This window comes from Paraburkholderia sp. BR13444 (genome assembly GCF_040948755.1).
Taxonomy (GTDB): Bacteria; Pseudomonadota; Gammaproteobacteria; order Burkholderiales; family Burkholderiaceae; genus Paraburkholderia; species Paraburkholderia youngii.
Map to the genome: position 1 here is coordinate 394330 of NZ_JBFPKM010000002.1, position 15742 is coordinate 410071.

Below are 15742 nucleotides of genomic sequence, written 5' to 3' on the forward strand. Positions count from 1 at the left end.
GGCGTATGGCGTGTCAATGGACACACCCCATGGCGCCGACCCTGCTGGCGCCGGCAAGCGGCACGGCAGGGCGTCATGCGCGACCCGTGCAGAAACGCAGGCGCGAATGACCTTAGGCCTTGACGTTCGCGCGAGCGTAGTCGATCGCTTGCTGAACGGTGGTGATCTTCTCGGCTTCTTCATCCGGAATTTCCATGCCGAATTCGTCTTCGAGGGCCATCACGAGTTCAACGGTGTCCAGCGAGTCGGCGCCCAGATCGTTCACGAACGACGCTTCGTTCTTGATTTCCGCTTCCGCAACGCCCAGTTGTTCCGCGACGATCTTCTTGACGCGCTGTTCGATATTGTCCATTACCCCTCCAAGGGAAAAGAAGTTCAAAAATACAGGTGCGCGCATTTTATCAGGTTTGACCCGGCAAAAAAGCGGCGCTTCGGGTTCCTGTCAACGCATGCGCCTCGTGCTTCTGCGAACGCATCAAGGCGCGGATAGTAACCGAATTTGGTTACTGCATGTACATGCCGCCGTTCACGTGCAGCGTCGTGCCGGTGATGTAGCCCGCTTGCGGCGACGCGAGGAAAGCGACCGCGTGCGCGATGTCTTCCGGGCTGCCGAGACGGCCGAGCGGAATCTGCGTTTTCAGCACGGTCTGCTGCTCTTCGGGCAGCGCCTTGGTCATGTCGGTATCGATGAAGCCAGGTGCCACGCAGTTGACCGTGATGCCACGGCTGCCGATCTCGCGCGCGAGCGCGCGCGTCATGCCCGCGACGCCCGCCTTCGCGGCCGCGTAGTTGATCTGGCCAGGGTTGCCGGCCGAGCCGACCACCGACGTGATATTGATGATCCGGCCGCCCTTCGCTTTCATCATCGGGCGCAGCACCGCACGCGACAGACGGAACACCGACTTCAGGTTGGTGTCGACCACCGCGTCCCAGTCGTCGTCCTTCATGCGCATCGCCAGTTGATCCTGCGTGATGCCGGCGTTGTTCACCAGCACGTTCAGCGCGCCGAATTCCTTGACCGTGCCGTCGATCAGCGCTTCGGCCGCGGCCGCGTCGTTGACGTCGAGCACCGCGCCGCGGCCGCTCACCCCGGCCGCCTTGAACGCCTCGGTGATCGCCGTCGCGCCGCTTTCGCTGGTCGCGGTGCCGATGACCGTCGCGCCCTGACGCGCGAGTTCCATCGCGATCGCACGGCCGATGCCGCGCGATGCGCCCGTTACGATTGCGATCTGCTTGTCGAGAGTCTTTTCCATCTGTCAGTCCGGATGCCCTTCAAATAGGGCCCATTGATTCTTGTTGATTCGTCTGTCGAGGGATGCCGCGCCAGCGCGGCACGGCTCTGCCGATACCCGCTCGCGAAAGCGCTCAGCCTGCCGTCACGAGCTTCAGCGTTTCTTCGAGCGATGCCGGATCGAACACCGATGCGCCGGCGAGATTGCCGTCGATGCGCTTGGTCAAACCCGCAAGGACCTTGCCCGGGCCGCATTCGATCACGTGCGTGACGCCCTGCGCGGCCATTGCCTGCACGCATTCGACCCAGCGCACCGCACCAGCCGCCTGGCGCACCAGCGCGTCCTTGATTTTGGCCGGCTCGTTGACCACGGCGACGTCGACGTTGTTGATGACGGGAATCGACGGCACCTGCACGTCGATGCTCGCGAGGTATTCGCGCAATTGATCCGACGCCGGCTTGAGCAGCGACGAGTGGAACGGCGCCGACACCGGCAGCGGCAGCGCGCGCTTCGCACCTTTCGCCTTCGCGAATTCGCAGGCTTTCTCGACCGCGGCCTTGTGGCCCGCGATCACGACTTGCGCCGGCGCATTGAAATTGACCGCTTCGACGACGCCCGCGACCGACGCTTCCGCGCAGACCGCGCGCACCGTGTCGTCGTCGAGGCCGAGAATCGCGGCCATGCCGCCTTCGCCCACCGGCACCGCGGTTTGCATCGCCTGCGCGCGGAAACGCACGAGCGGCACCGCGTCGCGGAAAGCTAGCGCGCCGGCCGCGACGAGCGCCGTGTATTCGCCGAGGCTATGGCCGGCGACGATCGCCGGCGCCGGGCCGCCCGCCTGCTGCCACGCGCGATAGGTAGCGTAGGCCGCGGTCAGCATGACCGGCTGGGTGTTGGTGGTGAGATTGAGATCTTCGGCGGGGCCTTCGGCGATCAGCTTGCCGAGGTCCTGGTTGAGTGCGTCGGAGGCTTCCTGAACCGTCTCACGCACGACTGAGTGACCGGCGAATGCATTGAGCATGCCGACCGCCTGCGAGCCCTGCCCAGGAAAAACGAACGCGAATTTCATATCGTCCCCAAAATCTGTTTAATCGGATGATGTGGCTGCCGGCCGCGGCTGCCCGATGGCGCACGGTATTACTCCGGCCGCGCAGGCGCCGCCAGCTACGCCCTACGATGCGTCGTCGCGCTCAGTAGCGAATGACCGACGCGCCCCACGTGAAGCCGCCGCCGACGCCCTCGATCAGCACGTTCTGGCCGCGCTTGATGCGGCCGTCGCGCACCGCGACGTCGAGTGCAAGCGGAATGGACGCCGCCGACGTATTGCCGTGCTCGCCCACCGTGACGACCATGCGCTCCTGCGGCAGGCCGAGCTTGCGGCAGGTGCTTTGCATGATGCGGATATTGGCCTGATGCGGAATCAGCCAGTCGATCTGCTCGGGCTTCAGATCGGCTTTTTCCAATGCTTCGATTGCGACCTTCTCCAGCACGTTGACGGCAAGCTTGAACACCGCCTGACCGTCCATGTGCAGGAACGCGCTGCCAGCGACCACGCCGCCGTTCACGTTGCCCGGCGTGCACAGAATGTTCGAATGGCTGCCGTCCGCGTGCAGCGCGCTCGAGAGCACGCCCGGTTCGTCGGAGGCCTGCAGGATCACCGCGCCGGCGCCGTCGCCGAACAGCACGCAGGTGGTGCGGTCGTTGAAATCGAGGATGCGCGAGAAGGTTTCCGCGCCGACCACGAGGGCCGTGCGATGCTGACCGGTGCGAATCAGACTGTCCACTGTCGCGACCGCGTAAGCGAAGCCTGAGCAGACCGCCTGCACGTCGAACGCGGCGCCCTGATTCTTGATGCCGAGCTTGTTCTGCAGCAGGCAGGCGGTGCTCGGGAACACAAAGTCCGGCGTGGAAGTGGCGACGACGATCAGATCGATGGACTGGGGATCGATGTCCGCCGCTTCGATCGCGCGCTGCGAGGCGATCAACGCGAGGTCGCTGGTAGTGACGTCGGGATCGGCGAAGTGGCGGGCATGGATGCCCGTGCGCGCGACGATCCATTCGTCGCTCGTTTCGACACCTTGCTTGGCGAGACGCTCAGCGAGATCCTGATTGGTGACGCGGTTGGACGGCAGGTAGCTGCCGGTGCCCAGCACGCGGGAGTAGATTGTGGATTGAGCCATTATGCCTTCGAGGATTGCGCAGCGTAGGGCTCGGCCGGCTGGCCTGCGATCGGGCTTGCGTGACCCGCACCGCTTGCGTCGCGCGCCGCCTGTTCGAGAGAACCTGCGTTCTCTTCCATCGCTCGCGCAAGGCGCTCCAGCACGCCGTTTTTGACGGCATCATACCCGCGTTTGATAGCCCACTCAAACGCGTAGGCATCGGCGGAACCGTGGCTTTTGATCACGAGACCGCGCAAGCCGAGCAGCGCGGCGCCATTGTATTGCCGATGGTCGACGCGTTTCTTGAAGCGCATCAATACCGGCAGCGCAAGCACCGCCATCACCTTGGTCAGCCACGAACGGCCAAACTCTTCCTTGATGATGTTGGACAGCATCTGCGCGAGACCTTCCGACGTCTTCAGCGCGACATTGCCGACAAAGCCATCGCAGACGATTACGTCGACGGTGCCCTTGTAGATGTCGTCGCCTTCGACATTGCCATGAAAGTTCAGTGTACTCGCACGCAGCAGTTCGCCGGCGCGCTTGATGATGTCGTTGCCCTTGATGACTTCTTCGCCGATGTTGAGCAGGCCGATGGTGGGCCGCTCTTTGCCTTCGAGCGCGGACACGAGCGCGTGTCCCATCTCGGCGAACTGCAGCAGGTGCTGCGGCTCGCAGTCGACGTTGGCGCCCAGGTCGAGCATCATCGTATAGCCGGTGGGATTGGGCAGGGCGAACGCGATGGCCGGGCGTTCGATACCCGACAGCGTTTTCAGCACATAACGCGAGACCGCCATCAGTGCGCCGGTGTTACCGGCGGAAATGCAGGCTTGCGCCTCGCCTTCCTTGACGCGGTTCAGCGCCACGCGCATCGACGAATCTTTTTTCTTGCGCAGCGCGACCTCGACCGGATCGTCCATCGCGACGACCTCGGTAGCAGGCACGACGGTCAGCGCCGGCAGATCCTGAGCCTTGAGCTTCTTCAGCTGCGCACGAATCGCACTTTCAATGCCGACGAGCAGCAACTGCGCATCGGGATGCGAACGAACGAAGTTGACGGCAGCGGGAACGGTCACGGACGGGCCGTGGTCGCCTCCCATGCAATCTATCGTGAGCTTTACTGTCATGGAGTGCGACGAATTTCAGACACAAAAAAGCGGCAGTTGAATGCCGCCTTTTTGCCGAACCGGGAAAATGTCAAGCGAGCCGATCGCTACGCGAAACGCCACAGGGCGCATCGCAGTCGACGATTAGTCGTTCTTCGTCTTGACGACTTTCTTGCCGCGATAGTAGCCGTTCGGGCTAATGTGGTGACGCAGATGCACTTCGCCCGTGCTCGGCTCGACGGCCAGCGGCGCTGCCGTCAGGAAATCGTGCGAACGGTGCATGCCGCGCTTCGACGGCGACTTCTTGTTTTGTTGAACTGCCATGACTAAAACTCCAAAAAATTTTCCGAATTCTAACACAGCCCGATACGGACTTAACCACTGGCCGAATGGCCAATGCGCCAGCATCGCGCCCCCTGCAACTATTCAGTGCTTCTTGCCGCCCGGTTCGTCGCGTTTCAGACTCTCGAGCGCCGCGAACGGATTGCGCCGCTCGCCGGATTGATCCGGCTCGCCGACATCGCCAGCTTCGTGCTGCGCGGCTTCGTCACCCTCCCCTTCGCTGCCGTCCGCACCCGAGACAAGGCTCTCGTGCACTTCAGGACAGACCTCGTGTTTCGGCACGAGCGGCAAGGAAAGCAGCAACTCTTCTTCGATCAAGTCGATGAGATCGAACTGGCGCGAGCCCACGATCACCTCGACTTCATCCTCGTCGAGCGGAAACTCTTCGGCTTCCGCCTCCGTACTGACGATCCGGTAAGTTGCATCGACGTTGAACGCCTGCGAATACGGCGTCAAGCACCGCTGGCATTCGAGCCACGCGGCACCATGAATCGCCAGCCGCAGATACGGCTGGGGACCTTCGGTGCCGTCGTCCTGCAATTCCGGCTGCGTCGTCCCTTCGGCCTGCCATGTGAACGCGGTGTCGCGATCTGGCGCTTCCGCCGGTACTTCGTTTAACATGCGCGGCAGTTGCGAGACGCGCACGACGCCCGCAGCCTGACGCCCACTTCGCGCAAATTCGAACAGATCGAGTTCATGCGGGTCGGACGGACCTGCAGGTTTGCCAGGATGTTGAGTCATGTGCGCTCCTGCATCGGCAAGCAAGTTGCCGGGGTGATTCGCGAAGGACGATCAGATCCGCCGCGAAGATAATCCGGTGTGCGAGGCAGCCTGTGGGGGCCAGTGGCCATTGCGTTCAACCTGCTGAGCTTTCTTCGACCTTCCGGCTGCCGAAAGCCGCTGAACGCGCCGAGACCCTTCAGGCGCAAGCATACCGTGAAAAGCCCAAAATCATATCCGTTTTGTCTTTTCGAGTCAAACACTTAAGCCCGTACGCACACGAGCCTCGCGCGACCCCGTACGACCTGCCTCTTCCGTTGCCCGCAAACCATGTCTGATTCCTCCAAACGCCCGCCACGCCTGATTCTGGCGTCGAGTTCGCAGTATCGCCGCGAGTTGCTCGAACGCCTGCGCGTGCCGTTCGACATCGTCGTGCCCGCGATCGACGAAACCCCACTCACCGGTGAAACACCCGATACCACTGCGCTGCGCCTTGCCGAAGCCAAAGCGCGCGCGGTCGCCAAAGGCCTCGCCGCAGCCGAACGCGCGCTCGTGATCGGCTCCGACCAGGTCGCCACCTATGACGGCCTGCAGATCGGCAAACCCGGCACGCACGACAGGGCGCTCGCGCAGTTGCAGGCGATGCGTGGTCGCGAGGTACTGTTCCATAGCGCACTGTGTCTGTTCGACAGCGCGACGGACAGCGCGCAGACCGTCGATGTGATCACCCGCGTGCGCTTTCGCAACCTGCCGGACGCGGCGCTCGACGCCTATCTGCGCGCCGAAACGCCGTACGACGTGGCCGGCAGCGCCAAATCCGAAGGACTCGGCATCGCGCTGCTGGAGGCGATCCATTCCGACGACCCGACCGCGCTCGTCGGCCTGCCGCTCATCGCGTTGTCGCACATGCTGCTCGCGGCCGACTATCCGCTTCTGGGGGCATGATGACCGGTACGCTCTATCTGATTCCGAACACACTCGGCGAAGGCGACGCAAGCGCACTCGAGCTGGTGCTGCCCGCGCCCGTGCGCGCCCGTGCGGCGTCGCTGCACTATTACATTGGCGAAAACGCGAAAACCACGCGCGCGTTCCTGAAAAAAGTCGGCACCAAACGGCCCATTCAGGAGATCGAGATTCACGAACTGAACGTCAATACGCCGGGCGGGGAAATCGACAAGCTGCTCGCGCCTCTGCTCTCGGGCACCGACGCAGGCCTCGTCTCCGAGGCTGGCTGCCCGGCAGTCGCGGACCCAGGCGCAATACTCGTGCGACGCGCGCACGAGCGCGGCGTGAAAGTCGTGCCGCTGGTCGGACCGAGTTCGATTCTGCTCGCGCTTATGGCGTCGGGGCTGAACGGCCAGACTTTCGCGTTTCACGGCTACCTGCCCGTCGACGCCGCCGAGCGCGCCAAACGTCTGCGCGATCTCGAGCAACAGTCGCGCAAGAGCAAGCAAACGCAGATCTTCATCGAAACGCCGTACCGGAATCGCGCATTGCTCGATACGTTGCTCGCGACCTGCGCGCCGTCGACGCTCGTCTGTGTGGCGGTCGATCTGACGCTGCCGAGCGAAGTCATCGCAAGCCGGAGCGTTGCGGACTGGAAAAAGAAGCCTGAGATCGACCTGCATAAGCGGCCGGCGATCTTTCTGATTCTGGCGGCCTGAGCGCGAGTACGGGGCAGACAGCGAACACCAGGCCGCCCGGAAACGTGCCCGCAAAGACAAAGCCCGCGCAATCGGCCAAAGCCGACCACGCGGGCTTCTTTTATTACTGCGCGTTCAACGCAGATTCATTTTTGCGCCGAGCGCCATCGCCCGAACCGCGCCGGCGCCGACCGCAGCGCCGAATTTGCGCGCAACGCGGTCCGTAATGCTCTCTTTTACCGTGTAATCGACAATATCCGGCGCCTTGAAGATCTCTCGCGCGACGTAATCCGGATCACCAAAACCGTCCGCGAGGCCCAATTCGACGCTCTTCTGCCCCGTCCAGAACAGACCCGAGAACATGTCCGGTGTCTCATGCAGACGCTTGCCGCGCCCCTGACGCACCGCATCGATGAACTGCGAGTGGATTTGATCGAGCATAACCTGCGCATGTTCGTCCATCTTCGGCGTTTCAGGCGAGAACGGATCGAAAAAGCCCTTATTCTCACCCGAGGTGTGCAGCCGGCGCTGAATCCCCAGCTTGTCCATCAGACCGGTGAAACCGAAGCTGTCCATCAGCACGCCGATCGAACCGACGATGCTCGCCTTGTCTACATAGATATTCTCCGCCGCGGCGGCCGCGTAGTAGCCGCCTGATGCGCACATGTCGCCAACTACGACATACAGCGGAATAGACGGATATTTCCCGCGCAATCGCCGAACTTCGCTGTTGATAATGCCTGCCTGGACCGGACTGCCGCCCGGGCTGTTGCAATAGAGAATCACGCCGGCGGTATTTGAATCTTCGAATGCGGAATCGAGGGCAGTGTTGACATCTTGTGCGTTCGCGTTTGTATCCGTCGAGATCTCGCCGTCAAGCGACACCATCGCCGTATGTCGGCCAGTCGTGGCGACCCGCTCACCCGAAAAACTCAGCACGCCCCACACTACTAGTGCAAGCACTCCGAGGAACAGGAAACGGAAAAAAATCCGCCAGCGCCGCGCGGCGCGTTGCTCATTGATCGCAGCGAGCGCGATGCGCTCAAGCGCGGCACGCTCCCAGCCGGGCTGGTCGGCGGCTGCACCGGAGCGGCCTCCCGAGGAGGGGTCCTTTCCGGGGGTCAAATTGTCGGACATGCGGACAGTGGAAAAATTGGAGAGGAAATCAGCGCGTGACCGGCAGCAATTCGCCGTCAGGCAACCAGAATACCGCACGACCCTCAGGCGTATCGCGTTCCTCGACCTGCACGGCCCGCAATCTGCCCCCGCGACACGGCCCACCGACGCATTTGCCGGTATCCGGCGCGTAAATCGCGCCATGTGTCGCGCACATCAAGTATAAGCCGGACGATTCGAAGAACTGCCCTTCCTGCCAGTCGAGCTCCATCGGCACGTGAGCGCAGCGGTTCAGATAGCCGTACGCGCAGCCATCATAGCGGACGAAAAACACCACGGCATCCTGCCCGCCGAGCCGCGCGTCGCGCCGGACGCCTTCGCCACCGTCGACCAGCTCCTCGGCCGCGCAAATGCGCACTGCCTGCGCAGCCGCGGCCGTCGCGGCATTCACGCCGTCGGCGCTCATGCGTTCTCCCGCAGCCAGCTGGACAAATCGTTGATGCTCGAAGCAACGAACTTCGGCGACATCGCATTCAGCGAATTCGCCGGATGCGCGCCGTAGGTCACGCCGATGCCCGCCACGCCGGCGTTGAGCGCCATCTGCAAGTCGTGCGTCGTATCGCCGATCATTACCGTGCGCGCCGTATCCTGCCCCAGTTCGCGGGTAAGCTCGTGCAGCATTGCCGGATGCGGCTTCGAAAACGTTTCGTCAGCGCAGCGCGTGCCGTCGAACAGGCTCGTCAGACGTGCCTGATCGAGCGCGCGATTGAGCCCGACGCGGCTCTTGCCGGTCGCGACCGCGAGCAGATAGCCGACATCGCGCAACTCCTGAAGCATTTCGCGCACGCCGGGGAACAGCTCGGTGGTCTGGTCCTTTACCAGAAAATGAAAGCGATAACGCTCGGAAAGCCGCGAATAGTCGGCAGGATCGAGCGTCGGCGCGGCGATCTGCAGTGCGTCGCGCAGGCCTAGGCCGATTACATAGCTCGCGGCTTCGTCGGCGGGAACCGGCAGGCCGAGATCGCGACACGCCGCCTGGATGCTGCGCGTGATATGCGCGGTCGAATCCATCAGCGTGCCATCCCAGTCGAACACGATCAGGTCAAATTGCTCTCTAGCCATGCAAGGTCGTCTCCGGGTTGGACCCAGTGCGTAGTTCGTTGAGTTGTTCTATAAAGCCGCGGCAGTCGGCCGGCAGCGGCGCCTCGAGTTGCAACGGCGCGCCGGTGGCCGGATGCGTGAGCTTGAGCCGGTAAGCGTGCAGAAACATACGCTTGATCCCGGGCTTTGCGTTCGCGCGCGCAAGAGCCTTGTTAAGCGCGAAATCACCGTATTTGGCGTCGCCGACGATCGGTAGCGCCAGATGCTGCAAATGCACGCGAATCTGGTGCGTGCGCCCAGTCTTCAGTTCCGCCTCCAACAGCGCGTATTCGGGCCAGAGGTCGACCAGATTGAAGATCGTGTGCGAAGCGAGGCCATCGGCCTGCACGCGCACGCGACGCTCGCCGTCGGCGGTCAGGTATTTGTGCAGCGGCTCCTTCACCGCGCGACGGCGCCCCCAGTCGCTGGCCCATTCGCCGTGCACGCACGCGTAATAGCGCTTATCCATCCGGTTGTCGCGGATCTGCTCGTGCAGATCGACGAGCGCCGCGCGCTTCTTCGCGAGCATCAGGATGCCCGAGGTCTCGCGATCCAGCCGGTGCACGAGTTCGAGGAATTTCGCCTGGGGCCGCGCCGCGCGCATCTGCTCGATCACGCCGAACGCGACTCCGCTGCCGCCGTGGACTGCGACGCCGGCTGGCTTGTCGATCACCAGCAAATGCTCGTCTTCGAACAGAATGTGAAAGCCCGCCGCGGGGACGGGCACGTGGGCTGCGGCCTGATTCGGCTGGGCGACGCGGATCGGCGGTACGCGCACGAGATCGCCCAGTTCGAGCCGGTATTGCGCATCGATCCGGCCCTTGTTCACGCGCACTTCGCCGCTGCGCAGGATGCGGTAAATATGGCTTTTCGGCACGCCCTTGCAGACGCGCAGCAGGAAATTATCGATGCGCTGACCAGCCGATCGGTCGTCGATTTCGATCAGCGAAACCTGGTCGCCCGAAATCGAGCCTTCGACCGCGCCTGCAACCGATCTCTGGGATGTTTTGCCTAACTCTTTCATTCTGAATATAATTTGCCCAGCAGTCCGCGACGGCCGGCGCGGTGTCCGCACAGCGTCCGGAATGCGGGTGGATTGCGCGAGCGCAAGCGATAAACCGTTATTTTACTTGCGCCGGGGTCTGGTTGCTCACCCTGAAAACGAGATGCAACAAGTTGCACGCACGAAGTCAGCACCCGGCAGGGACGGCGCCCGCAGGCGCGTTCGGTCAAGGTCGGCTTCGACGGTAACGGAATTTTGGTAAAAAAGAATTTAGCTTCCAGCTTCGTGATCCGGGTGGTATGACGCCCTGCTGGACGGAGCTGCAAGTCGCGAAAATACGGCGTGCGCCCGAGGCGTCTTGTAGAAAGTACAAGACATGGCGACGTCAAAAGAAAGGCGAGACACCCCCAGCAGGAAAAGACGCGCCGCCTGCGCGAACTTCCCGTTGCGGCATGACCGCGGACTTCGTCCCTTCGCTCGCGCGCCCAGTTGGCGCGCCCGCTTCACAGGACGAAGACTTATGAAGGTCTGCTGGCTAAACGCGGCGTGTCAGGCCATGATTTGAAGCCGTGTTCGCATGTGCCCTGCGGCACCGTGCCCATCTTTCCATCGGGCCGGGCCCTCTCAGGCAATTCTCCCGCCATCTTTCCCGCTCCAGCGTGCTTGTGAAAACACAATAAGACGCGGCACGCCTGCCCTTTACGCTCTCGCGACTGACAACCGCGCAGCTGGGCCGGCGAGGCCGCTCTGGAGCCGTTCAATGAAACGAATGTTGTTCAATGCGACGCAGCAGGAAGAACTGCGCGTCGCCATCGTCGATGGGCAAAAACTCATCGACATTGACATCGAAACCGCCGGGCGCGAACAGCGCAAAGGCAATATTTACAAGGGCATCATCACGCGGATCGAGCCGTCGCTCGAGGCCTGCTTCGTCAACTACGGCGAAGACCGCCACGGCTTCCTGCCGTTCAAGGAAGTCGCCCGGCAGTACTTCCGCGATGGCGTCGACATGCGTTCTGCACGCATCCAGGACGCGCTGAAGGAAGGTCAGGAACTGATCGTCCAGGTCGAAAAAGAAGAACGCGGCAACAAGGGCGCGGCCCTGACCACGTTCATCTCGCTCGCCGGCCGCTATCTGGTCCTGATGCCGAATAACCCGCGTGGCGGCGGCGTGTCGCGCCGGATCGAAGGCGACGACCGTCAGGAACTGCGCGAAACCATGGCGCAGCTGCAACTGCCGGAAGGCATGAGCATCATCGCGCGCACGGCCGGCATCGGCCGCAGCGCCGAAGAGCTGCAATGGGACCTGAATTACCTGATGCAGCTATGGCGCGCGATCGAAGCCGCGTCGCAAAGCGGCACGGCCGGCCAGCCGATGCTGATCTATCTCGAATCGAGCCTCGTGATCCGCGCGATTCGCGACTACTTCCAGCCCGATATCGGCGAAATCTTGATCGACACGACCGAAATCCATGACCAGGCACGCGCCTTCATGGACATCGTGATGCCGGATAATGTCAGCAAGGTGAAGCGGTATCACGACGACGTGCCGCTGTTCTCGCGTTTCCAGATCGAGCACCAGATCGAAACGGCGTACTCGCGCACGGTGCCGCTGCCGTCGGGCGGCGCGATCGTCATCGACCACACCGAAGCGCTCGTCGCAATCGACGTGAACTCGGCGCGCGCCACCAAGGGCGCCGACATCGAGGAAACGGCCGCGCGCACGAACCTCGAAGCCGCCGACGAAGTCGCCCGCCAGCTGCGTCTGCGCGACTTGGGCGGGCTGATCGTGATCGACTTCATCGACATGGAATCGGCCAAGAGCCAGCGCGAAGTCGAGCAGCGTCTTAAAGACGCGCTGAAGCACGACCGCGCCCGCGTCCAGATGGGCAAGATTTCGCGCTTCGGCCTGATGGAGCTGTCGCGCCAGCGTCTGCGTCCGGCGCTGTCGGAAGGCAGTCACGTCACGTGTCCGCGTTGTAACGGCACGGGTCACATCCGCGACACCGAATCGTCCGCGCTGCAAGTGCTGCGGATCATTCAGGAAGAAGCGATGAAGGAAAACACCGCGGCGATCCACTGCCAGGTGCCGGTCGAAGTGACCGCCTTCCTGTTGAACGAGAAGCGCGCCGAAATCAACAAGATCGAGTCGCGTTTCAAGGTCAACGTCGTGCTGATCCCCAACAAGCACCTCGATACGCCGCACTACAAGCTCGAGCGTCTGCGTCACGACGACGCGCGCCTCGACGATCCGCGCGCATCGTGGAAGATGGCCGAAGAAGCAGCCCGCGAGCTCGAATCGGAAACCGGCTACAGCAAGCGCACCGAGGAAGTGAAGCCGAAGCAGGAAGCGGCGGTCAAGGGCATCACGCCCGAGAAGCCGGCTCCGAGCGCGCCGGTCCGCCCGGCGGCTACCCCCGCTCCGGTCGCGGTGACGCCGGCCGGCGGCGGCTTCATCGGCTGGCTGAAGAATCTGTTCGGCATGCAGCCGGCCGCTCCGGCACCTGCCGCACCGGCCACGACCGACAAGCAGGCCCGTCCGCAACGCGCCGAGCGCGGTGAGCGCACCGGCGAGCGCGGCGGCGATCGCAACCGCAATCGCCGTGGCGGCGCAGGCGGCCGCGACGCGGCAGCGCGTGGCGAAGGCGTCACCGGCGGCCGTCAGGCGCAAGCTCAGCAGCCGTCGCAGCGTCGCGAGGAACGCGAAGGCCGCGAGGCACGCGAGGGCCGTGAGCCGCGCGCGCCGCGTGAGCAACGCGAACCGCGTGAGGCTCGTGAAGGCCGCGAACCGCGTGAGGCTCGCGAACCGCGTGAAGCACGCGAACGCGATACCCGCGGCGCCGAGCGCGCGGAAGCAGTCGAAGGCACGGCACGCGCCGAACGTCAGGAACGCGGTGAGCGCCGCGAGCGTGGCGAACGCGCTGAACGCGTCGAGCGTGGCGAGCGTCGCAAGCCGCAGGCGGAAGCCGCCGCGGCGCTGACGCAAACCGACACGCAAGCCGCCGACGAACTCGCCCGCAACCGCGCCGCAGCCGGTGAAAACGGCGTGCCGGTCGATCAGGAAGCGGTCGCACGGGACGGTGAAGAGCGTCGTCGTCGCCGTCGCGGCCGTCGTGGTGGTCGTCGCGAGCGTGAAGAGGACGTGAATGGCAACCTCGCGGCGGACGTCGCGGAAGCGGAAGGTGACAACGTTGCCGCCAGCGACGAAGCGCCGGTGCGTATCGAGCAGCCTGTCGAGCACACGCGTGCGGCCAGCGAAGCGAAGGACGTGACCCCGGTCGAAGTGGTGGTCGCCGCTGTCGCAACGCAAAGCGCCGTCGTGACCGAACTGCATGCGGCAGCCGAAACGCCAGCTCTCGCCGCGGAACATGCCGCGAAGACCGAAAAGGTCGTGCCAGTCGACCAAGCTCCGGTGGCGGCCCAACCGGCTATCGAAACGCCGGCGCAAGCAGAGCAAGCCGCGCCGGCTGCGAGCGAACCGGTCGCGCCGGTTGCTCCGGTCGAACCTGCCGCGCATGCCGAATCGCCGGCAGTCGAGCCGGCGCTGGAAGTGCAGCCGACCGTCCCGACCGAACCGCAAGCCGCCCCGGCTGCGCTCGACACCGCGGCTCCGGCCACGATCGTCGAGGCACCGGCAGCCGTGCCGGCACCGCAGGCCGAGATCGTCGAGCCGCAACCGGTCGTCGCACCGGAACCGGCCGTGGCCGAACCGGCGCCCGTCGCCGCGGCCGCGCAGCCGGCTCCCGTGCGCAGCGCAGCGCCCGCCGCCGCATCGGCCGATGCATTGCAGCCGATCCTCGAGCAAGTTGGCCTGATCTGGGTGAACACCGACGCCGACAAACTGCGTGCCGCGCAGGAAGCGGCGGCGCAGACGGTCAAGCCGCCGCGTGTGGTCCGTGAGCGCAAGGCGCTGCCGCCGGTCGACAACACGCCGATGCAACAGGTCGAAACGATCAAGCATCCGCAGTAAGCCGCGTCGTTGTACTTGAAAAAGCCCGCCCTTTCCGGCGGGCTTTTTTTTGCGCCGTTCTGTCTTGGTCGCGAGCCGCGTCACGTCGCTCCCCGTAAACCCCCACAACGCGCGCCGCCCGCCTGCCACCACGGGCATTTCCGATAGAATTAATCATCCGCCGTCCGATAAAGCCTCTGACGAAGCACTTCATGTCACGACGCATCATTCCTGTTGCCGATCTCAGCGCGGCGCCGGTCATCACCGGCCCGGAGCAGACGCCTAGCGGCGCGCTGCACGATGCGCTCGCGCGTCCGCTGCACGATCTGCGCATCTCGGTGACGGACCGCTGCAACTTCCGTTGCGTCTACTGCATGCCGCGCGCGGTGTTCGACAAGGACTATGCGTTCCTGCCGCACAGCGCGCTGTTGAGCTTCGAGGAGATCGAGCGGCTCGCGCAACTGTTTGTCGCGCATGGCGTCGAGAAGATTCGCCTGACGGGCGGCGAGCCGCTGCTGCGCAAGAACCTCGAATTCCTGATCGACCGGCTCGCCCGCTTGACCACCCCCGCCGGCCGTCCACTCGATCTCACGCTGACCACCAACGGCTCGTTGCTGGCGCGCAAGGCGCGCAGCCTGAAGGACGCCGGCCTCACGCGCGTGACCGTCAGCCTCGACGCGCTCGACGACGCACTGTTTCGCCGCATGAACGACGCCGACTTCGCGGTCGCCGACGTGCTCGACGGCATCGCCGCCGCTCAGGCGGTCGGGCTCGCGCCGATCAAAGTGAACATGGTCGTCAAACGCGGTACCAACGACGGCGAAATCGTCCCGATGGCGCGTCATTTCAGAGGCACGGGCACGGTGCTGCGCTTCATCGAGTACATGGACGTCGGCACCTCGAACGGCTGGAACATGACCGAAGTGCTGCCTTCCGCCGACGTCGTCACGCGCATCGCCGAACATTTCCCGCTCGTTCCGCTCGAAGCGCACAGCGCCGCCGAAACCGCGCAACGCTGGGGCTATGTCGACGGCGGCGGCGAGATCGGCGTCATTTCGAGCGTGACCCGCGCGTTCTGCGGCAATTGCACGCGCGCGCGTTTGTCGACCGAGGGCAAGCTGTACCTGTGCCTGTTCGCATCGAGCGGGCATGACCTGCGCGCGCTGTTGCGCGGCGGCGCGAGCGATGCCGAGATCGCCACCGCCGTCGCCGAAATCTGGCAGGGCCGCAGTGACCGCTACTCGCAGCTGCGCGGCAGCCAGCCGGCCGATTCGAGCGAGCCGGCCGGGCGTCGCGTCGAAATGTCCTACATCGGCGGCTGAGCGGCCGGCG

Annotated in this window: 15 protein-coding genes; 4 read left to right on the forward strand and 11 right to left on the reverse strand. The window is 64.1% G+C overall.

Annotated features, from left to right (window positions below; translation table 11 throughout):
* Nucleotides 1–112: 112 nt before the first annotated feature.
* From acpP to AB3X95_RS06150, 7 genes are all read right to left on the reverse strand, one after another.
* Nucleotides 113–352 (reverse strand): acyl carrier protein, encoded by a 240-nt coding sequence (gene acpP / locus AB3X95_RS06120; protein WP_004197638.1) that lies wholly within the window; start codon nucleotides 350–352, stop codon nucleotides 113–115.
* 151 nt (nucleotides 353–503) lie between these two features.
* Entirely contained in the window at nucleotides 504–1253 is a 750-nt protein-coding gene (gene fabG / locus AB3X95_RS06125; RefSeq protein WP_176105456.1) for a 3-oxoacyl-ACP reductase FabG, read from the reverse strand.
* A gap of 112 nt (nucleotides 1254–1365) precedes the next feature.
* The gene (fabD, locus tag AB3X95_RS06130) at nucleotides 1366–2301 is read right to left on the reverse strand and encodes an ACP S-malonyltransferase (RefSeq protein WP_176124173.1); all 936 of its coding nucleotides are present in this window, start codon (nucleotides 2299–2301) and stop codon (nucleotides 1366–1368) included.
* A 121-nt stretch (nucleotides 2302–2422) separates the two neighbouring features.
* Complete coding sequence (locus AB3X95_RS06135; protein WP_176124174.1) at nucleotides 2423–3412, reverse strand: beta-ketoacyl-ACP synthase III; 990 nt, start codon at nucleotides 3410–3412, stop codon at nucleotides 2423–2425.
* Nucleotides 3412–4518, reverse strand: coding sequence for a phosphate acyltransferase PlsX (gene plsX / locus AB3X95_RS06140; RefSeq protein WP_013090058.1), 1107 nt, complete (start codon nucleotides 4516–4518; stop codon nucleotides 3412–3414). The genes AB3X95_RS06135 and plsX overlap by 1 nt, the downstream gene beginning before the upstream one ends.
* Before the next feature lie 123 nt (nucleotides 4519–4641).
* The gene (rpmF, locus tag AB3X95_RS06145) at nucleotides 4642–4821 is read right to left on the reverse strand and encodes a 50S ribosomal protein L32 (protein ID WP_006401275.1); all 180 of its coding nucleotides are present in this window, start codon (nucleotides 4819–4821) and stop codon (nucleotides 4642–4644) included.
* 102 nt (nucleotides 4822–4923) lie between these two features.
* A complete protein-coding gene (locus AB3X95_RS06150; RefSeq protein ID WP_176124175.1) occupies nucleotides 4924–5580 on the reverse strand; it encodes a DUF177 domain-containing protein in 657 nt (218 codons plus the stop codon).
* Nucleotides 5581–5889: 309 nt separating this feature from the next.
* Here AB3X95_RS06150 and AB3X95_RS06155 point away from each other — a divergent pair, with 309 nt between their 5' ends.
* Nucleotides 5890–6504, forward strand: coding sequence for a Maf-like protein (locus AB3X95_RS06155; protein ID WP_368620897.1), 615 nt, complete (start codon nucleotides 5890–5892; stop codon nucleotides 6502–6504).
* On the forward strand, nucleotides 6504–7223 hold the full coding sequence (locus tag AB3X95_RS06160) for an SAM-dependent methyltransferase (protein ID WP_368621100.1): 720 nt from the start codon (nucleotides 6504–6506) through the stop codon (nucleotides 7221–7223). Before AB3X95_RS06155 ends, AB3X95_RS06160 begins: the two co-directional genes overlap by 1 nt.
* A gap of 114 nt (nucleotides 7224–7337) precedes the next feature.
* Here the strand turns inward: AB3X95_RS06160 and AB3X95_RS06165 are convergent, their stop codons facing one another.
* Genes AB3X95_RS06165 through AB3X95_RS06180 form a run of 4 tightly spaced genes read right to left on the reverse strand, consistent with a single transcriptional unit; the run spans nucleotide 7338 to nucleotide 10482 of the window.
* Nucleotides 7338–8339: a S49 family peptidase gene (locus AB3X95_RS06165; RefSeq protein WP_368620898.1), complete on the reverse strand. Its 1002-nt coding sequence runs from the start codon at nucleotides 8337–8339 to the stop codon at nucleotides 7338–7340.
* 28 nt (nucleotides 8340–8367) lie between these two features.
* Nucleotides 8368–8784 (reverse strand): Rieske (2Fe-2S) protein, encoded by a 417-nt coding sequence (locus AB3X95_RS06170; protein WP_368620899.1) that lies wholly within the window; start codon nucleotides 8782–8784, stop codon nucleotides 8368–8370.
* Entirely contained in the window at nucleotides 8781–9440 is a 660-nt protein-coding gene (locus AB3X95_RS06175; RefSeq protein WP_176124179.1) for an HAD-IA family hydrolase, read from the reverse strand. The genes AB3X95_RS06170 and AB3X95_RS06175 overlap by 4 nt, the downstream gene beginning before the upstream one ends.
* A complete protein-coding gene (locus tag AB3X95_RS06180; protein ID WP_176366106.1) occupies nucleotides 9433–10482 on the reverse strand; it encodes an RluA family pseudouridine synthase in 1050 nt (349 codons plus the stop codon). The genes AB3X95_RS06175 and AB3X95_RS06180 overlap by 8 nt, the downstream gene beginning before the upstream one ends.
* 739 nt (nucleotides 10483–11221) lie before the next feature.
* Here AB3X95_RS06180 and AB3X95_RS06185 point away from each other — a divergent pair.
* Together AB3X95_RS06185 and moaA are read left to right on the forward strand one after the other, a co-directional pair.
* The gene (locus AB3X95_RS06185) at nucleotides 11222–14431 is read left to right on the forward strand and encodes a ribonuclease E/G (protein WP_368620900.1); all 3210 of its coding nucleotides are present in this window, start codon (nucleotides 11222–11224) and stop codon (nucleotides 14429–14431) included.
* Nucleotides 14432–14622: 191 nt separating this feature from the next.
* Nucleotides 14623–15732 carry a GTP 3',8-cyclase MoaA gene (moaA, locus tag AB3X95_RS06190; RefSeq protein WP_368620901.1) on the forward strand — a complete coding sequence of 370 codons (1110 nt, stop codon included), beginning with the start codon at nucleotides 14623–14625 and terminating at the stop codon, nucleotides 15730–15732.
* The last annotated feature ends 10 nt before the right edge of the window (nucleotides 15733–15742 follow it).

Excerpts from the sequence above, each read along its gene's own strand:
- acpP (WP_004197638.1), bottom strand. The coding sequence starts at position 352 with ATGGACAATATCGAACAGCGCGTCAAGAAGATCGTCGCGGAACAACTG.
- fabG (WP_176105456.1), bottom strand. The coding sequence starts at position 1,253 with ATGGAAAAGACTCTCGACAAGCAGATCGCAATCGTAACGGGCGCATCG.
- fabD (WP_176124173.1), bottom strand. The coding sequence starts at position 2,301 with ATGAAATTCGCGTTCGTTTTTCCTGGGCAGGGCTCGCAGGCGGTCGGC.
- AB3X95_RS06135 (WP_176124174.1), bottom strand. The coding sequence starts at position 3,412 with ATGGCTCAATCCACAATCTACTCCCGCGTGCTGGGCACCGGCAGCTAC.
- plsX (WP_013090058.1), bottom strand. The coding sequence starts at position 4,518 with ATGACAGTAAAGCTCACGATAGATTGCATGGGAGGCGACCACGGCCCG.
- rpmF (WP_006401275.1), bottom strand. The coding sequence starts at position 4,821 with ATGGCAGTTCAACAAAACAAGAAGTCGCCGTCGAAGCGCGGCATGCAC.
- AB3X95_RS06150 (WP_176124175.1), bottom strand. The coding sequence starts at position 5,580 with ATGACTCAACATCCTGGCAAACCTGCAGGTCCGTCCGACCCGCATGAA.
- AB3X95_RS06155 (WP_368620897.1), top strand. The coding sequence starts at position 5,890 with ATGTCTGATTCCTCCAAACGCCCGCCACGCCTGATTCTGGCGTCGAGT.
- AB3X95_RS06160 (WP_368621100.1), top strand. The coding sequence starts at position 6,504 with ATGACCGGTACGCTCTATCTGATTCCGAACACACTCGGCGAAGGCGAC.
- AB3X95_RS06165 (WP_368620898.1), bottom strand. The coding sequence starts at position 8,339 with ATGTCCGACAATTTGACCCCCGGAAAGGACCCCTCCTCGGGAGGCCGC.
- AB3X95_RS06170 (WP_368620899.1), bottom strand. The coding sequence starts at position 8,784 with ATGAGCGCCGACGGCGTGAATGCCGCGACGGCCGCGGCTGCGCAGGCA.
- AB3X95_RS06175 (WP_176124179.1), bottom strand. The coding sequence starts at position 9,440 with ATGGCTAGAGAGCAATTTGACCTGATCGTGTTCGACTGGGATGGCACG.
- AB3X95_RS06180 (WP_176366106.1), bottom strand. The coding sequence starts at position 10,482 with ATGAAAGAGTTAGGCAAAACATCCCAGAGATCGGTTGCAGGCGCGGTC.
- AB3X95_RS06185 (WP_368620900.1), top strand. The coding sequence starts at position 11,222 with ATGAAACGAATGTTGTTCAATGCGACGCAGCAGGAAGAACTGCGCGTC.
- moaA (WP_368620901.1), top strand. The coding sequence starts at position 14,623 with ATGTCACGACGCATCATTCCTGTTGCCGATCTCAGCGCGGCGCCGGTC.